Annotated in this window: 12 protein-coding genes; 2 read left to right on the top strand and 10 right to left on the bottom strand. The window is 42.2% G+C overall.

Translation table 11 applies throughout. The annotated features are described in order from the left end of the window. The 4 genes from IDJ75_RS14915 to IDJ75_RS14900 are packed head-to-tail and all read right to left on the bottom strand — an operon-like array spanning position 1 to position 3,939. A complete protein-coding gene (locus IDJ75_RS14915) occupies positions 1 to 747 on the bottom strand; it encodes an ABC transporter ATP-binding protein (protein WP_191176428.1) in 747 nt (248 codons plus the stop codon). Next, complete coding sequence (locus tag IDJ75_RS14910) at positions 747 to 1,667, bottom strand: ABC transporter ATP-binding protein (RefSeq protein ID WP_191176427.1); 921 nt, start codon at positions 1,665 to 1,667, stop codon at positions 747 to 749. The genes IDJ75_RS14915 and IDJ75_RS14910 overlap by 1 nt, the downstream gene beginning before the upstream one ends. Then, on the bottom strand, positions 1,664 to 2,614 hold the full coding sequence (locus tag IDJ75_RS14905) for an HlyD family secretion protein (RefSeq protein ID WP_191176426.1): 951 nt from the start codon (positions 2,612 to 2,614) through the stop codon (positions 1,664 to 1,666). Before IDJ75_RS14905 ends, IDJ75_RS14910 begins: the two co-directional genes overlap by 4 nt. Next, positions 2,614 to 3,939 carry a TolC family protein gene (locus tag IDJ75_RS14900; RefSeq protein ID WP_191176425.1) on the bottom strand — a complete coding sequence of 442 codons (1,326 nt, stop codon included), beginning with the start codon at positions 3,937 to 3,939 and terminating at the stop codon, positions 2,614 to 2,616. The genes IDJ75_RS14905 and IDJ75_RS14900 overlap by 1 nt, the downstream gene beginning before the upstream one ends. Positions 3,940 to 4,106: 167 nt before the next feature. On the opposite strand from IDJ75_RS14900, the gene IDJ75_RS14895 reads away from it, so the two are divergent. After that, complete coding sequence (locus tag IDJ75_RS14895; RefSeq protein ID WP_191176424.1) at positions 4,107 to 4,865, top strand: SDR family oxidoreductase; 759 nt, start codon at positions 4,107 to 4,109, stop codon at positions 4,863 to 4,865. A 201-nt stretch (positions 4,866 to 5,066) separates the two neighbouring features. On the opposite strand, the gene IDJ75_RS14890 is transcribed toward IDJ75_RS14895, so the two are convergent. After that, positions 5,067 to 6,200, bottom strand: coding sequence for an alpha amylase family protein (locus IDJ75_RS14890; protein WP_224746616.1), 1,134 nt, complete (start codon positions 6,198 to 6,200; stop codon positions 5,067 to 5,069). Here IDJ75_RS14890 and IDJ75_RS21175 point away from each other — a divergent pair. Next, positions 6,190 to 6,408, top strand: coding sequence for a hypothetical protein (locus tag IDJ75_RS21175; RefSeq protein WP_224746615.1), 219 nt, complete (start codon positions 6,190 to 6,192; stop codon positions 6,406 to 6,408). The genes IDJ75_RS14890 and IDJ75_RS21175 overlap by 11 nt on opposite strands. A 99-nt stretch (positions 6,409 to 6,507) precedes the next feature. Here the strand turns inward: IDJ75_RS21175 and IDJ75_RS14885 are convergent, their stop codons facing one another. The 5 genes from IDJ75_RS14885 to IDJ75_RS14865 all read right to left on the bottom strand — a co-directional run bounded on the left by IDJ75_RS14885 (position 6,508) and on the right by IDJ75_RS14865 (position 15,483). Continuing rightward, on the bottom strand, positions 6,508 to 8,178 hold the full coding sequence (locus tag IDJ75_RS14885) for a DUF5018 domain-containing protein (protein ID WP_191176422.1): 1,671 nt from the start codon (positions 8,176 to 8,178) through the stop codon (positions 6,508 to 6,510). Between the two features lie 14 nt (positions 8,179 to 8,192). Further along, on the bottom strand, positions 8,193 to 9,824 hold the full coding sequence (locus IDJ75_RS14880) for a RagB/SusD family nutrient uptake outer membrane protein (RefSeq protein WP_191176421.1): 1,632 nt from the start codon (positions 9,822 to 9,824) through the stop codon (positions 8,193 to 8,195). An 11-nt stretch (positions 9,825 to 9,835) separates the two neighbouring features. Next, positions 9,836 to 12,964, bottom strand: coding sequence for a SusC/RagA family TonB-linked outer membrane protein (locus IDJ75_RS14875; protein WP_191176420.1), 3,129 nt, complete (start codon positions 12,962 to 12,964; stop codon positions 9,836 to 9,838). A gap of 616 nt (positions 12,965 to 13,580) precedes the next feature. After that, a complete protein-coding gene (locus tag IDJ75_RS14870; RefSeq protein ID WP_191176419.1) occupies positions 13,581 to 14,276 on the bottom strand; it encodes a GDSL-type esterase/lipase family protein in 696 nt (231 codons plus the stop codon). A gap of 7 nt (positions 14,277 to 14,283) precedes the next feature. After that, positions 14,284 to 15,483 (bottom strand): copper amine oxidase, encoded by a 1,200-nt coding sequence (locus IDJ75_RS14865; protein WP_191176418.1) that lies wholly within the window; start codon positions 15,481 to 15,483, stop codon positions 14,284 to 14,286. Positions 15,484 to 15,549 lie beyond the last annotated feature (66 nt).

Here is a 15,549-nt window from a genome sequence, read left to right as displayed (position 1 = left end):
TTAATCTCCAGATCGTTTTGCTTTTCTGGCCAATTGTAAAAACACACCGTCCATCGATGCCGAAGCATATTGCTGCATTAGGTTGGCCGGCGAGTCCAACGCATCTATCCTGCCATCTACCATGATGGATACCCGGTTGCAATATTCAGCCTCATCCATATAATGCGTGGTAACAAAAATGGTGATCCCTCTGCCAGCAGCTTCATATATCAGGCTCCAGAATTCCCTCCGGGTAATCGGATCAACACCGCCGGTCGGTTCATCCAAAAAAACAATGGCGGGGTCATGTACAATGGCGATAGAGAACGCCAGCTTTTGTTTCCAGCCCAGGGGAAGGGCACGCACAAGCGTTCTCTCCGCCCCTTTCATGTGCAACTGCTGTAAAAGCAGGTCAGTCTTTTCACGGATACGTTCGTCCCGCAGGCCATAAATACCCGCATAAAAGCGGATATTCTCGCGAATGGTGAGATCTTCATAAAGGGAAAATTTCTGGCTCATATAGCCAATATGCTTTTTGATTTGTTCGTTTTGTTTATACACATCAAAGCCGGCGACAGTAGCGGTGCCGGAACTTGGCAGGGATAAGCCGCATAGCATCCGCATAGCTGTGGTTTTGCCTGCGCCGTTAGCGCCGATAAACCCAAATATCTCGCCCTTTTGCACGGCGAAACTCACATTGTCCACCGCCGTAAAATCCCCGAAACGCTTGGTTAATTCGTGGGTTACAATCACGTTTTCCTTTTCCATCAGTCCTGCATTAATGCCATAAAACAATCCTCTATATTAGGTTCAATAACTTTTATGGCTGCTTTATTGTAGTTGTTTTGCACCGCAATTTGTTGCAGCCACGCCTCACTGTTCTCTTCTGTTTTGAATACTACATGGTGTACCTGGCCAAATGGGTAACAGCTTTCAACGCCAGGATCTTTTTTGATTGCTTTCATGAAGCCAAACATATCATCTGCACTTACAGACCATAACGTTTTTTTAAACTCACTAATAATGCCTTTAGGTGTATTTACCGATAGTAATCCCCCCTTTTGGATCAGCGCCACCCGGTCGCAAAGGCTGGCTTCGTCCATATAAGGTGTTGATACCAATATGGTGATCCCCTGTACTTTTAGCCGGTGAAGCATTTCCCAAAACTCTCTGCGGGACACCGCATCTACGCCGGTTGTAGGCTCATCCAGGAACAGTACCGTTGGCTTATGGATCAAGGCGCAGCAAAGCGCCAGTTTTTGCTTCATACCGCCGGATAATTGCCCGGCCTTACGTGTTTTAAACGGCTCTATCTGCTCATAGATTTCTTTAATAAGCCCGTAGTTTTGCCTGATACTGGTATTAAATATGGTTGCGAAGAACTCCAGGTTCTCCTGTACGGACAGGTCCTGGTACAAGGAAAACTTTCCGGGCATATAGCCAATGCAATTACGGATAGATTTATAATCCTTTACCACATCAAACCCGTTAACCGTGGCGTTCCCGCTATTGGCCAGCAGTAAGGTGGTAAGGATACGGAAAAGAGATGTTTTGCCGGCGCCATCCGGGCCGATAAGCCCGAACACTTCGCCCTGGTCTATCTCAAAAGAGATGCCTTTTAAAGCTTCAACCGTGCCATGCTCAGCCGGATAGGTTTTAACGATATGCTCTATCGTTACCGTTTTCATTTGCCGTCAAATTTCACCTCGCCATACATGCCGATCTTGAGGTATCCATCATTTTTAACACGGACCTTGACCGCATAAACCAGGTTGGCACGTTCGTCTTTGGTCTGGATGGTTTTGGGCGTAAACTCAGCTTTATCCGATATCCAGCTGATCAACCCGGTATAATTTCTGTATGCGGCAGAACCGTTGTCGACCATTACCTGCACCCGCTGATTTAATTTAATCTGCGCCAACTGGTCACCGGTGATGTAGGCACGTAAGGTAACGATGGAAAGGTCTGCTATTTTATACAAAGCTTTCCCGGCGGTGGTTATCTCTCCCGACATTGCATATTTAGTTAGCACCGTTCCATTTACAGGGTTAGTAATATGCGTACGCTTTAACTGATCGTCAATTTGGGCAACTGAGCGGCGCAACGGTTGGTATTCACTTAATACGCTACTATTTTGAGTGCCTGTTGTAGATTGTTGAACTTTTATCTGTTGCCGGTTAACGGTTATCTGCCTTTGTAATACTTCGATCTGAGTATTCCAATCATCCAATTGCTTGGTGGTAGCGGCATCGGCTTTGATCAGTTTTTCCGTACGATTCTTTTCCTTTAATGCGTTTGCCAGTTGTGTGTTCAATATGGCCAACTGATCTTTAAGCAATTGTACCTGGGGCCTTACGTCCATAGTTTTTTGATGTAATGAACGCATCGTGGCCTCCACTTGCGCTTTTTGCAATTCGAGTGGAACAGCATCAATAAAACCTACAATACTATCTTTTTTTAACATGTCTCCTTCATCAATGTTTAAGGCAAGTATCTTTCCGGGTACTTCTGCAGAAACGATAACCTCATCTACTTCAAAGGTCCCGGATGCATCCGATAACTGGTTCTTTAAATGGCATCCGGTAAGACCGATGTTCAGAAGGATGATGACATATAGATATAGCGGCGTTTTCATTATGGGTTGGCTTGTTTTTGAAGATTTCCGGTAGTATTTTGATAATTATATGCTTCTTGTAAAAGTTGTATTTGGTGCAGGATGAGATTTTGGCGTGCCTGATCCTCGGCATTTAGCTGGCTGATATAATCATGTGCGCTGAGTATGCCGTTTTCCAGTTGCGCGGCAGCGGCTTTTTTGACAGACTCCCGAAGTGCAATGATGGCCTGGTCATTTTTAAAAAGTTCCCTGTATTTTTCAATGTCTGCCAGTTGTTGCTTCCGGGTAATTGCTGTATTAAAAAGGAAAGTTTCTTTCTGGATATCCAGCGTCTTTTGATGGATCATTAAAAGCTCCTTTTGATTTTTAAAGGTATACCAGCCGCCAAGGTTCCAGCTTAATTTCACCCCACCGATGTAGTACCACGCAAACGCGTTGCTTAAGGGGTTTAACCCGGGGCGGCCATAACCTTCCTGCGCGAATAATCCCAGCCTTGGCCGCAATTGTGCCTTTAGCAGCTCCACCTGCAGATCATCCATTTTTTTCTGATCCTCGTAAAGCTGAATCTCGGGCCGGCTAATTTCAACGGAAAGCATGGGTAAAGCCGGTTTTTCTAAAATAGTGTTTTCATCTACCTGAGCACCGATAAGCAAACCCAACATTCCGAGGTAAGCTTTTCGCTCTGCGCTAAGATCAATGCGCGCCTGTTCTGCCTGCAAAAGCTGGGCAGTTAATTCATCCACGCTGCTCCTGTAAGCGGTCCCCCCAGCTACAAGCGCCTTTGCCTTGTCTATCCCATTTTGAATATCACTTTTTAACAGGTCATTTTGGCGTAGTTGTTCCGTAATCAGCAGCACACCAAAGTATAACTGGTTCACCCGGTCATATAGGGTATACAGGCTTACTTCCAGGCTTTGTTGCTGTTCAGTCTCGGTCGTCCGGGCTGTTTGGCGCTGATTACTGATCAGCCCCCCGTCATAGATCACCTGGTCAACCTGTACGTTTATTTTATATTGGTCACGGCTGTATTTGGGAATGCTAAAACCCGGTACAGGGATACTGAAAGGGAAACTGGTTACGGTTGACTGATAAGTAGCCTGCCCGTTGACAGATAGCACCGGCAGATACCCCCTGGATGCGTTGATAACAGAGTAAGAACCAGACCGCGCAATCAAGTCACGCTGCCGTATAAGCGGATAATTTTGTCTTGCCTGTTGGTAAGCCGCTGTGATAGTAAGCCGCCTGCCCGCCTGCCCGTAAGCACCAGGCAAGGCTAACAGCATAACCACCCCGGCGAAAGCCAGCCCCCGTCTGACCAATCCCTTGTTTAACCGCTGTAATTTCATATGCGTAAAGGTGTGGGTATAGAAATGTTTAGGGAATGATGGCCGTCATCCTTCAGGCATGATTCAAGGCTTATTATGTGTTGTTCATCATAAATTTTAGTATCCCGCATCATTCTTTACAGCGGCATTATAAGGCATGTTTGTTAGATAAATTAATGTAAACCGTTATGAACCTATTAACACAAAAGGTAGCACTGGTAACAGGAGCCGGGTCTGGAATCGGGAAAGCAATAGCTGAGCTTTTTGCCGAACAGGGTGCAAAAGTTGTACTAACCGATATCCATCAATCCAACATTGAAGCGGTTACGTCTGAGATTACCGCAAAAGGAGGAACAGCATGCTGCATTGCAGCAGATATTGCCAGCAATGCAGACGTACGCCTGGTGATGCAATATGCACTCAACGCCTACCAAACCCTGGATATCCTGATCAATAATGCCGGGGTAATGGACAATTTTACACCCGTTGCGGAAGTGAGTGATGAGTTATGGGAAAAAGTGATTGGTACTAATCTTAACGGCCCTTTCTTTACCTGCCGGGAAGCTATACCGCTTTTCCTTGAAAAAGGTTTCGGGACGATCATCAATATCGCATCTATCGGTGGGCTTTTCGGTGGTCGCGCGGGTGCCGCTTACACCGCCTCCAAGCATGCGCTCGTTGGCTTAACAAAAAACATCGGTTACCAGTACGCCGAAAAAAATATCCGCTGCAATGCTATAGCGTCTGGCGGCGTTAACACCAATATTGTTTATGGCATGGAGCCCAATCCTTTTGGGTTTGAAAGAATGAGCGCGGGGACAGGTAATGCGCCACCATCTGCAAACCCTGAAGCCATTGCCGAGCTTGCGTTGTTCCTTGTTTCCGAAAAATCGGGTTTTATAAATGGCGCAGTATTAACAGCTGATGGCGGCTGGACGGCTTATTAGGTTACCGCCATTGTATTAACAGGACCGCGGGTTTATTAATAGTTAAACTAATGATCTTAAAAGGCAAGGGGGCAGCCCCGACACGCCATTATTTTATCAGGATAATGCCGTATCATGGGCTTGATAGCTGGATTACTTACTCAATGAAAACGCGTGGTCTCCCTCAGGGGGGCGACGTCGTATTGCATCTGGCCTGTAGCATTAATTTGCTAAAGCTTCCTTCACGTCATCGTAAAGCTGCTTATGAAACTGATTTGTTGAAGCATCGTCAATATGCACCAAATCAAACAGCATTACCCCTTTGGTTTGCTGCTTTATCATCTTTATAGCATCTTTCATGTTTTGAATATTGCTCCATTGGGTGTTTCCCAGGTCTACCCCGCCATAATAAATATTTGCATTTTTCAACACCTGCTTTGTACCATTTATTGCCCCCTGCACAGTCCACCATCCTGCCCCGGTTAATGTTGGGGTATAATTACCTGTCATAAACATATCCAATAATTCTGCATAACCTGTATTTTTATAATTGGGAGATGCCCAACTATACCCATCTGCCGATGGATCATAAGTATTGCTGGCCCAGTTTACGCCTACGCCATAGTAAGAATCATACCACGCGCCCGAATATGAGCACAGGGGGAGGTGTGGTTTTACCGATTTTACCATATCGCGGGTTTTGCTTACAAAATCGCGGATGGTTTGCGCACGGAACTCAAGCCAGCTTTTATATTGCGGCCCGGTAACTTTTGGTGTTAACACACCGTTAACGGTAGTCCATTCAGCAACAATATCGGTTTTTGAAACAGCAGGGAGTTTAGCCCATTGCCTGAATTTTTCTAACGTAAAATCTGAAAAATCGGCGCTTATGTCATAATAACGGCAGTAATCTAATACAAACCCATCTAAATCGTAGTTAGAGATAACCTCCCTGATAAGAGACGACTCATATTCCTGCGCTAAAGGCTGCAAAGGGTTTAACAGCCCATATGTGTACACATCCGTTATTTTTTTAACATCGCCTGATTGTGTAATTACCTGGCTTTGTATATCAGAAAACGAATTATCAGTAAACACTTTGCCAATGCGGTTCCCGCCATAATTCATCCCCTCGGCAAAAATGCTCATAGATACAAAAACCTTAAGCCCTTTCTTTTTACCTTCTGTTATAGCATTTTTTAAATAATCAAAATCGGCAGCCTGTGTGGCTCCATTCCATGATTTTAACTGGTTGGCTATGCTTGAGTTATAACTTACCAAACCAGGGATGCCCTTAACATCAATAACAACACCTTTTACTCCAATATCTACAAGCTTTTGAAAAATGTTAGCCATCTTTTCTGCAGTGCCTAAACGCGAAAAATTCGCTGCTGCTTCAACCCATACAATAACAGGAGTTTTTTCAAATAGATTAGTAATTGCAGTATCTCCCCGGGTTATTTCAGGCGGAGGGGCAGCCGGTTTGGTGGGCGGTAACAGATCATCACTGCTGCGCTTGCAAGAAAATATTAAAACAGAACAAATTAGCAGGATAAGTATATAATTAAATTTGGTTTGGTCTCTCATCTTTTATTTAATAGGTGGTTTAAAATGGATAGGATGGCATTTGTAATAACCCCATCCTACCCATTACATTCAATACTTAAAACCCATTCGGGTCAATACAACTAAGTTCATACGCCACAACCCCGCCATTTGTAACCAGGAAATATACGGTCATGGTATACCCATCGGCAGATACGTTTCCTATAGCTATATCACCGGTTACATTCCAGTTAGGCGAAGGCGATGCTATATAATCAGCAGAGCCGTCAAATACATGGAAGGCAGCATAATCACCACTTGAGGTTGATGTTGATATTTTTGCCGGGTCGGTAACATCAAATATATGCATGGCGCTGCTGTAAGCGCTTGCATCGTCAACAGCAAAGTATTTAGCATTGTTAAATTCAAAATAAGCTGCACCTCCAATATTACCACGCGGGTTGTTTATAAAACTGGAATTAAAAGAATACTGTATAGACTCTGACACGCCATTTACATAGTTCATAAATGCCGGTGAGTTTGAAACAAAGTAAAAATCACTTGTTGGTAAAGCGCCCGTTGGCACTGCTTTAGCAACATAATCATACGTTTTTGAATAAGTAATCACCTCAGGGTCCTGAGAGATTATCTGACCTCCTTGTACTGTCCATTTCAGTACATTATTTGCGCCGCCAACATTTTTACCATCAGTAGTTGCCATAATTATGGCATTGGCGCTTAAATCGCCATAAACAGCCACTTTACGGCCATAAAATGCACCGGCTACAGTACTCCAATCGGTGGTTCGGGCTAAAAGCTTAGGTGCTGCATTTACGTTATCCCAAACATACAGGCACACGTTATTACCTGCATATAGGTTATTGATACCTACTATTTTTCCCTTACTATCATTAGCCACTGCATATATACCGTTAACACCGGTTACATTTAAATTCCCGGCCGTCGCGCCTGTTTTACGATTGTAGTATTTAATACTTGAACCACCAACCCATTCATTAGAATTTGGAAGCACAAAATAATCGCCGCTTATAGCAATAGATAATTGCCTGTAATCTTCAAATCCAAGGTCGCCCGATGATTTAGACCAAAGTTTTTTCACGGCACTAAAGCCCTTGGCCAGTTTTACCGGCGTGCCTAATTCTACACTAAATTCTTTGGTGGTTCCATCATCTGCCGTCACGGTGTATTTAACAGGTTTACTATAATCATGCGCTGCAGATGGATCGGGAGATATTTTAGCGTAATATGATAGTTCAACTATGGCTGTTTGATTGCTTAAGTTGACATCGGTATACGGTATAAACACTTTATTATTTACCACTACCCCGTTTATATCTGCTTCCTTCAGTTTAAATGAAACAATCTCGGCCTTATTGCTTTTCTTTCTTACCGCTGTAATTTTATAAACCTGCGTTTCTCCGTTTTGCGCCTTTAATGTATATGATTTAGGCGAAGACAGGTTTGTGAGGCCAAATGAAGGCATCATAATTGAACTATTAGGAATTGTCCCGGTAACGAACAGGCTATCCAAAGATGTTTCCTTGTATGATCCTTCAGGGTAATACCAGGGTATCTCAACAGTTATGTTACTGCCATACGGCTCTGGTGTTGTTGGATGAAACCCTCCCGTACCATCTGCAAAATTAACCTGCAGGGATGTTAACGTTTTTGAATCGCTTTTTAAAGCAAACTGAGGATCAATTTTGGCACAAGCTCCTATCAGGAACATACATGCTATTGTAAGTATTGAGTTAAATAATTTTTTCATGCGTTTAGGTCTGTTTACCATCCTTTAATTTGTGTAATGGCCGGGTTATTTACTAGTTCGGAAGACAAAATTGGGAATGCATAAAGTTTTGCCGGAAATTGGCGTGGAGCATCATCACAGGTGATGTAGTTATACTGATATCCATTACCGGTGTTTATTATCTTAATACCATGAACATATTTGCCTGTCAGGGTGCTTTCGGCGTCCTTCCACCGCCTTAAATCCCAATAATGCTGCCCTTCGCCTGCCAGTTCAATAGTCCTTTCCTTTTTAATCTGAGCAAGCAGCGCAGCCCCGCTTAAGTTAAGCGCTGGTAATCCGGCCCTGTTACGTACAGCATTAATACCCTTATTGGCATCCGGCGCATTGCTCAAATTAAATGCCGCCTCAGCAAAATTCAGGTACACTTCTGCCAGTCTTATCTCAACCAAAGGTTGCGAACTGGAAATATTAACCAGGTCTGTATGATTTTCATCCACATACTTTTTTAAATAATACCCCGTAACAGAAGCACCTCTGTTACTTCCACCGGCTGGCGGGTAAGCCGTCCAACCGTCTTTACCATCAACAAATGTTTCAATGGTTCGCCCTTTCCATTCTGCGCCGTTATATAATACTGTAGCCTTAAAACGTGGTTCAAGGGTTTCCCAGGGTGGTGTGGCAGTTACGTCGCTGGCGTGCCACGCAGCCCAGTTAACAGTACCGCCACCAGCTTTTTCATACATTTCAACCAACTCCTGTGTAGGTTCAACATCACCTCCAAACTGATATAAGGCATCATCACCACCGGGGCTTACAATAGCATCGTATGAGTGGGTTAATTTAGGATAGCTGTATTTAAACTCAAGGATTGCTTCTTTATTCCCGCTAAAATAAGAACCAAAAGCGCCCGAATAAGAGTCATTAAGGCCATATTTACTCATTTTCAATACCTTATCGGCAGCATCATAAGCAGACTGCCACCTCTGGGCATAAAGCATCGCCCTCGATTTCATGGCATAGGCCGCGCCCTTAGTAATACGCCCGGCATCAGCAGCTGTTTCGGGCAAATTTAGTGCAGCATAGTCCAGGTCTGCTTCAACCACGTTCCAGCAATCGTTTGCCGAACTAAGGGGATGGCTGGCTTCTGTTGTTAATTCAGTAATAACAACCACGCTACCATGGTTCCTCATTAATAAGAAGTACAAATACCCCCTAAAAAACCTGGCTTCGGCCGCTAAGTTTACTTTTACGCCGGCAGGCAGATTGCTTTTATCCAAACCGGTCATAAATTCATTAATAAGCCTGATATAATAGTAAGCGTTACTCCAGATATCTAATGAATTCTGATCAGATGTGATTAACCCCGGCGAGGTTGCATACAAATTAGCAATAGCGCCGTTTGAGCCTATTGTGCTGCCGGCTGTTTTCATAATGTCTGTTAACCCATCAGTATACATATTGCCCGATAGGTAAGCACTACCAAACAAGCCATAATAATTAAGAATTGGATAAAAAGAGTTTACATACAATTTTGCATTGGCTTCACTGGAAAAAGCCACACTTTCTGAGTATTTATCGGTGGGCTTAGGTTCCAAAAAGTTTTTACAAGAGGTAACCAATAGTATTACCATTAAACTTGTTATATAGAAAATATTTTTTTTCATTGTCGTATAATTTAGAAGGTTATGGAAACACCCAGGCTGTATGTTTTTTGTTGCGGATAATAACCGTTACTTACGCTTGGTGCTTCAGGATCAAGGTATTTAAACGCAGATGAAGTAAACACATTCATAGCTGCTACATATATCCGCGCTTCGCCAATACCAAGTTTTGTTTTTAGCAATTTGGGCAGGTTATATGCCAGCTGAACATTTTTTAACCGCAAATAAGCACCGTTAACTATCCACATAGATGAAGCCCAGTTATTGTTTGACCGCCATTGATTATCAAGCCTTGGATATTTACCTGAAGTGTTGGCCGGGGTCCATGAGTTTTCCACTAAATATTTAGGGGTGTTACCGCCATTATAAAATGTGCGGGTAAACTGTGTATCATCCCAACCAATCCCGTCATAATAACCCATTAATGCGTTATCGCAAATAGCTGCACCCTGTACCAGGAATGAAAGGTCGAAGTTTTTGTAGCTCGAGCTAAAATTAAAGCTGTAATTCAACTCGGGGATGCTGCTTCGGCCAATAACAGTTACATCCTGCTCATACGATATTTTACCATCGCCGTTAATATCCTTAAATTTAATATCACCGGCCTTTGCAGATGTGCTTACTACCGGAGACGACTTAGCCTCGGCATCACTTTGAAACAAGCCTAATGCAACCAAACCGGTTTTAGCCCCGATTGATCTGCCAATGAGGCTTTGATATTCGGGAATATCAGCAGACTGATCCATACTTAGGATACGGTTGTGGGCCCAACTTACACTACCTGTAATGGCATAAGAAAAATCATTCACCTTGTTTTTATGATTGATTACCAATTCAAGGCCGCGGTTGTCAACTTTACCTGAGTTAACCGTTGTTGGGTAATATCCGCCAATAGATGGTGGATAGGTGTTGGATACGCTGGTAAGTATATTGGTTGTTAACTTGTAAAAACCATTAAGCTCGGCGCTGAGCAGGCCGTGCCAAAACTCTATATTTAGGCCGATGTTTGATGTTTTTGCTTTTTCCCAGGTTAAATTGGTATTTGGATAAGATGTTGGCAACATACCGTTTACGTTACCCCCGCCAAGGTTTGCAACCGGGCTGCCGGATATATTCATAAACCTCAGGTATTCATATGAACCGTTTGTAACATCATTACCCAGTATCCCGAAAGATGCTGTAAGTTTTAAATTTGACACAGCTGTATGCCATTGCTTGAAGAAATTTTCTTCAGAAATACGCCAACCGGCAGACACTGACGGGAAAAAACCATACCTGTTATTGGCAGGGAAATTAGTTGAAGCATCAACACGACCCGAGAACTCAGCTAAATAACGGTTATCATAGGTATAATTTACCCTGCCTACATAGCCAAGGCGATTAACGGTAGTATTACTTCCGTACGGTTTATTGGGGTTATCTTTGGCAAAGCCAAACTGATCAAGATCTGTAAGATCAAAATTCTGTGCAGATGCACCTAAACCGGTTGTATTATAGCTAGACTGCTCGGCTACAATCAAAGCGTCGACAGCGTGCTTTTTGTTAAATGTTTTACTATAGTTTATAAATTCCTGCATTGTCCAGCGGGATGATTGCGTATAGCTCTCGCTCAACATTGCAATGGTACCATAAGGCGAGGCGGTTTCATATAAAGATGAATTGCCGCTTGCCGGGTCGGCTGTCCATAATGTATAGGGGGTGTAAAATGATTTTGTATGATAAAAGTTTTTATCATAACTCCCTACAACTTTAAATGATAAACCATCTAAAAACGATGGTTTGTATTTTAAAGACAAACTACTTTGTACGCCTGTATTATCATTGTTATTATAACCAGACAGGTCGCGCGCCGCGAGTGGGTTATCGCCTGATAACAGCGACGATGTTAAGTATCTCCCATCGGGTGTTTTTGCATTTAGGTAAGGATGTGCAATAATAATCTGGTTCATGAGGTTGGTTGATACCGAACTGCCGTTACCTGTAAAATTAGATACCTGCGGGCTGTTTGCCCCGGCAACATTGCCGGCCACATCAAGCGAAATAGAGAAATCTTTGGTTACGGTTGCATCCAAATTGGTTCTGAGGTTATACCTTTTATAGTCAACCCCCTTTATTATACCTTGCTGATTAAGGTACCCTAATGAAGTAAAATATTTAACAGACTGGTTTCCGCCTCTTAATGTAAGATTGTGCTGCATGGTTGGCGCTGTTGATTTCAGCACTTGTTTCATCCAGTTGGTATTGCCGTAAATCCCGTCAGGATCGCCATTATTTACTTTATCGACAACTGATTGAGAAAATGTATTGCTGCGGCCATTTATTTCGTCAGCATAATTATACCAGTTTACAAATTCCTTTCCGTTTAAATACTCGGGCATACGGGTATTTGAGCTTAGCGTATAGGATGTTGCATATGTAAAAGTAGGTTTACCATCTTTCCCTCGTTTAGTAGTTACCAATATAACACCAGTTGCACCCCTTACACCGTAAACAGCTGCAGATGCCGCATCTTTTAATATAGTTACCGATTCAATTTCTGAGGGATCAAGATTATTAAATGGTCTTTCAACACCATCAACCAAAATAAGCGGTGAGTTTTTATTTAACGAGCTGAACCCTCTTACATAAAGGTTAACCTGATCTGAGCCGGGCAACCCGGATGATTGGTTTGTTATTAAGCCCGGCAACCTGCCAACTAATGCCTGCGACAAGTTGGTTACCGGCACCTTGGTTAACTCCTCTGCCTGTACCGATGCAACAGAACCCAGTAACGAGGCTCGTTTTTGGGTACCATAACCAACAATTACCACCTCGTTTAAATTACTTGATGAAACCTTCATGATCACATTAAGGTTATTATCAGCCGATGTGGTTACCTCTTTTGGGGCAAACCCCATATAAGTAAAAACCAAAGTAGCAGGGGCTTTTGTTGCCTGTACGCTAAATTTGCCATTATCATTTGTTACTGTAATTTGCTTTTCGCCTTTAACAGATACGGTTACACCAGGCAAAGTTTGGTTCTGCTCATCTTTTACAGTCCCACTAATACTAACGCTTTGTGCCCAGGCTACGCCAACGGGGCACATTAGCATAAGGCAGCAAAAGCTCCAATAGAATAATTTTTGTCGTAAAAAAAACTTCATACACATTAATTTAAAAGGTTTACTTAAAAGGACAACTATATAAAAAGGCCGCATTGCATTCATTTTACTGAAACAGAACCCTATATATCAAAGCACTGGCAGCTACAAAACCATTACTATATTGAAATAAAAGCCATCGGAAGAAAGTTATGAGGCAAGAATAACAGTGCTTAAAGATGTTAGTGAACGATCTACCCAATTAATAATTTTTTTTAATAATTAACATAAATCGCTCTTTATAACATCCCCTAAATCAGCCTATTGCTGTTAAAACAAACCAAATCTATCTCATCAACAATCTCTCTATCACAAATTTATAATATATTTATTAAAAACAAAGAGATAATTAATAAATTTTATTATTAAGTCAAATAACAATATAATCCACAGAAAATGAGTTACAGAACAGCTATCATGTAAAATAAAAGCCCAAAGTACAAGTGAGAAGAAGCAAACTGCTTTTTACCTAAGTGCAGGGCGCACACAGGATCTTTTTTATTTTTTTTACTAAGTAATAAAAGACATTGCAAAAATGAGGATACCTCATGAAATACCGTGATTATTGGGCTTGCGCGGCACCCGATGCACACTGATTTGCAGGTATTGGGTTTATATATCAGTTACAGCAATATCCTTTGCGCTTCAAAAAATCAGTCCATATAATATAGGCCCCCGCTGTTAGGTGGATACCATCATATGTAAATCTAGCCGGCATCTGCCCCTCTTTGTTTGCAAGGAGGGAGTAAATATCTACATAGGTAATATTAAACGCAGCTGCCATATTTTTAAGCCGGGCGTTCATTACTTTAATTTCGGCATTAGTACCTGTATAATACTGCCTGTTAATTAATGTATCATTAATTGGCAATACACTATGAATGTACAATACAGTATGTGGCAAAGCAGTTTTTAGCTTTGTAATTATTTTTGTGTAATTATTAATAGTATTAGCAAGGGGGATTTTACGGCCAATGTCATTCACCCCTATCATGATAAATATTTTTCGAGGCTTTTCATTTATAAGTTCATCCAGCCTTGCCAATATCCCATAACTAATATCGCCGGCAATCCCCCTGTTTTTTACTGCAGGGCATTGCAAAAGTTCAGCCCAATCTCCCCAATGTGTAATACTGTTCCCTATAAACACAATACCACCTTTGGTAACAGGTAATTCTTTAAAATAGGCAACACGCTGATCATATAAGTAATTATGATACACAGAGTCAATAGCTTTATTTTTAGTAGCATCCTGAGCGTATATACTTTGGCTGAAACATACACCTAAAACAAAAAGCAGTGTTATTTTATACATCTTTTTATTATTTAATATCAACCGGAACCAAAACAAGAGGCACCGGCAAACAAGACGCGCCGGGAGGCGAATAAGTAATATGGATAGTTTGCTCCTCTCCATTTGTTGATGGGGTAAAAACCTGTACTACAATAGCTTCCGGCGCAGCTGTGGTGATCAGGCTATCAACAGGCAACTGAATAATACCCTCCTTATACTTTCCATTACTGACCACCATACTGGTACCCATACCACTACACCACTGGCTATTGCCCGAACTTGAATTCCAGATAATCAAGGCAAGGCCCTTACCATTGGTGCTTTTCCATTTCACTTCAATATTATACATAACCCCGTAATTACCCGCCAACTGAACCGGATCGCCCGAAACACCTTCATAACCCGCTACCCATTTGTCTTTTACACCATCGGCCAGCATAATTTGAACGGGCCCACTATCGGTATTATAAACACCATCGGTTGTTATTTGGTAATTACTTACTCCAAACAAGCCACGGCCGGCATTCTGATGGCTACGGGGTATAACATTTTTTATTTTATTTAAAACTGCAGCCCCTTTTAACTTTGGATCTGCCTGCACAACTGAAACCTCACCCGGCTGATCGATAACAAATTCATATATACCATGCACCAATTCATCATATTTAGCAATATAGGTTTCCAATTTCTCATCAATAGAAATAGCCGCGCCAGGCATTATAACCCTTACCACGTTCTCATCTTTTGATGCGAAATAATCAGCAAGGCCCTGCTTACCAATTTTAAAATAATTATTGCCTGGCACCTGAGATGAATATTTTAACATCCGCATATGCATTGGGCTTTTACCTGTATTTTTTAAAATGGCGGTAATCTTTCTGTCCATCTTAAACGGCTCTACCACACCGTTAACATTATATACATACAATCTTACCGTACCGGGTTGCACGCGCTCCTTCGATGCAATAGCGTCAGGTATACGCACATATTCAGGATCGTCAGAAATAATAAACTGCGGGCCGGGCAGTACCACTTTTTGATAGTCTATAAACGGTATTTTTTGCGTGAGGAATTTTTCCAATTTAACTACCCCACCCTGTTTAGCATGCCATATGGTAGTATTCTGTTCAGCGGTAAGCTGCTGACCGTACGCCAATACACCATGAAACAAAAGAGCACTTAACACCAGCCTTGCGGATACCTTTTTGCTGAGGAATACATTTTTCATATTAAAAACAGATAAAGTTTAAACAGTACAATTACAACCCGAAGTAAACTCGGGCATCTAAAACGA

The sequence above is a fragment of the Mucilaginibacter rigui genome, assembly GCF_014773275.1.
Taxonomy (GTDB): domain Bacteria; phylum Bacteroidota; class Bacteroidia; order Sphingobacteriales; family Sphingobacteriaceae; genus Mucilaginibacter; species Mucilaginibacter rigui_A.
Note: the sequence above shows the minus strand (reverse complement) of the source record. Positions and strands in the feature narration are given on the sequence as shown.